We start from the raw sequence: 2,607 nt of genomic DNA, 5'->3' as shown, positions 1-2,607 counted from the left end.
TATGAAAAATTTGTCCGGCGGCGTCCTACTCTCCCACACCGTCCCCGGTGCAGTACCATCGGCGCTGGAAAGCTTAACTTCCGGGTTCGGAATGTAACCGGGTGTTTCCCTTCCGCTATAACCGCCGTAACCCCATGAAACACACAAACCAGGCCAACACACCAACATGTGCCAGGTCTCAGGGTTTGCTGCCTCTGAGATCACATAGTGGACGCGAGCAAAACGCTTTGTGGTCAAGTCCTCGGCCTATTAGTACCGGTCAGCTCCACACCTCACGATGCTTCCACCTCCGGCCTATCAACCCAGTCATCCACTGGGAGCCTTACCCCCTCACAGGGTGGGAGACCTCATCTCAAGGCAGGCTTCCCGCTTAGATGCTTTCAGCGGTTATCCCTCCCGAACGTAGCCAACCAGCCGTGCCCTTGGCAGAACAACTGGCACACCAGAGGTTCGTCCGTCCCGGTCCTCTCGTACTAGGGACAGCCCCTTTCAAGTCTCCTACGCGCGCAGCGGATAGGGACCGAACTGTCTCGCGACGTTCTAAACCCAGCTCGCGTACCGCTTTAATGGGCGAACAGCCCAACCCTTGGGACCTACTCCAGCCCCAGGATGCGACGAGCCGACATCGAGGTGCCAAACCATCCCGTCGATATGGACTCTTGGGGAAGATCAGCCTGTTATCCCCGGGGTACCTTTTAGCCGTTGAGCGACGGCGCTTCCACAAGCCACCGCCGGATCACTAGTCCCAGCTTTCGCTCCTGCTCGACCCGTCGGTCTCACAGTCAAGCCCCCTTGTGCACTTACACTCACCACCTGATTGCCAACCAGGCTGAGGGAACCTTTGGGCGCCTCCGTTACCCTTTAGGAGGCAACCGCCCCAGTTAAACTACCCACCAGACACTGTCCCCCACCCGGATCCACGGGCGCGGGTTAGACATCCAAAACGACCAGAGTGGTATTTCACCAACGACTCCACCCGAACTAGCGTCCAAGCTTCACAGTCTCCCACCTATCCTACACAAGCCGTCCCAAACACCAATGTCAAGCTGTAGTGAAGGTCCCGGGGTCTTTCCGTCCTGCTGCGCGTAACGAGCATCTTTACTCGTAGTGCAATTTCGCCGGGTCTGCGGTTGAGACAGCGGGGAAGTCGTTACGCCATTCGTGCAGGTCGGAACTTACCCGACAAGGAATTTCGCTACCTTAGGATGGTTATAGTTACCACCGCCGTTTACCGGCGCTTAAGTTCTCACCTTCGCCCGACACAAGGCCAGGCTAAGCGGTCCCCTTAACGTTCCGGCACCGGGCAGGCGTCAGTCCGTATACATCGTCTTACGACTTCGCACGGACCTGTGTTTTTAGTAAACAGTCGCTTCCCCCTGGCCACTGCGACCTCCACCAGCTCCGGCAGCAAGTGCCATCACCAGCAAAGGTCCCCCTTCTCCCGAAGTTACGGGGGCAATTTGCCGAGTTCCTTAACCACAGTTCACCCGATCGCCTCGGTATTCTCTACCTGACCACCTGAGTCGGTTTAGGGTACGGGCCGCCGGCACACTCACTAGAGGCTTTTCTCGGCAGCATGGGATCACCCACTTCACCACAATCGGCTCGGCATCACATCTCAGGATACATAAGGCGCGGATTTGCCTACGCCTCTCCCTACATGCTTACCCCAGGAACAACCATCGCCTGGGATGGGCTACCCTCCTGCGTCACCCCATCGCTTACCTACTACCAGATCAGGCCAGGCGTTCAGCCTCACCCCGACCCCGAAGGATCGAAGGACTTAAGGACCCTTAGTATCACTGGATTCGATATGGGCGCATACCAGCGGGTACGGGAATATCAACCCGTTGTCCATCGACTACGCCTGTCGGCCTCGCCTTAGGTCCCGACTTACCCTGGGCGGATTAACCTAGCCCAGGAACCCTTGGTCATCCGGCGCAGAAGTTTCTCACTTCTGATTCGCTACTCATGCCTGCATTCTCACTCGCACAGCCTCCACAACTCGATCACTCGGCTGCTTCGCCGGCCGCACGACGCTCCCCTACCCATCCACACACCCAGACAAGGAAACCCTGCCAGGCTAACGTGTGAATGCCACGACTTCGGCGGTGTACTTGAGCCCCGCTACATTGTCGGCGCGGAATCACTTGACCAGTGAGCTATTACGCACTCTTTCAAGGATGGCTGCTTCTAAGCCAACCTCCTGGTTGTCACTGCGACTCCACATCCTTTCCCACTTAGCACACGCTTAGGGGCCTTAGTCGGTGGTCTGGGCTGTTTCCCTCTCGACTACGGAGCTTATCCCCCGCAGTCTCACTGCCACGCTCTCACTTACCGGCATTCGGAGTTTGGCTGACGTCAGTAACCCGGTAAGGCCCATCAGCCATCCAGTGCTCTACCTCCGGCAAGAAACACGCAACGCTGCACCTAAATGCATTTCGGGGAGAACCAGCTATCACGGAGTTTGATTGGCCTTTCACCCCTACACACAGATCATCCCCCAGGTTTTCAACCCTGGTGGGTTCGGTCCTCCACACGGTCTTACCCGCGCTTCAACCTGCCCATGCGTAGATCACTCCGCTTCGGGTCTACAGCATGCGACTC

The 2,607-nt window shown here is 57.4% G+C and carries 2 rRNA genes; both read right to left on the bottom strand.

What is annotated here, in order from left to right:
* Window positions 1–12 precede the first annotated feature (12 nt).
* Window positions 13–129: ribosomal RNA gene (gene rrf / locus KIK05_RS46355) — 5S ribosomal RNA — on the bottom strand.
* Window positions 130–229: 100 nt separating this feature from the next.
* Window positions 230–2,607: ribosomal RNA gene (locus tag KIK05_RS46350) — 23S ribosomal RNA — on the bottom strand; the annotation flags it as partial.

Source organism: Sphaerisporangium fuscum (assembly GCF_018531465.1).
Taxonomy (GTDB): Bacteria; Actinomycetota; Actinomycetes; order Streptosporangiales; family Streptosporangiaceae; genus Sphaerisporangium; species Sphaerisporangium fuscum.
This window is presented reverse-complemented; position numbering and strand designations above follow the sequence as displayed.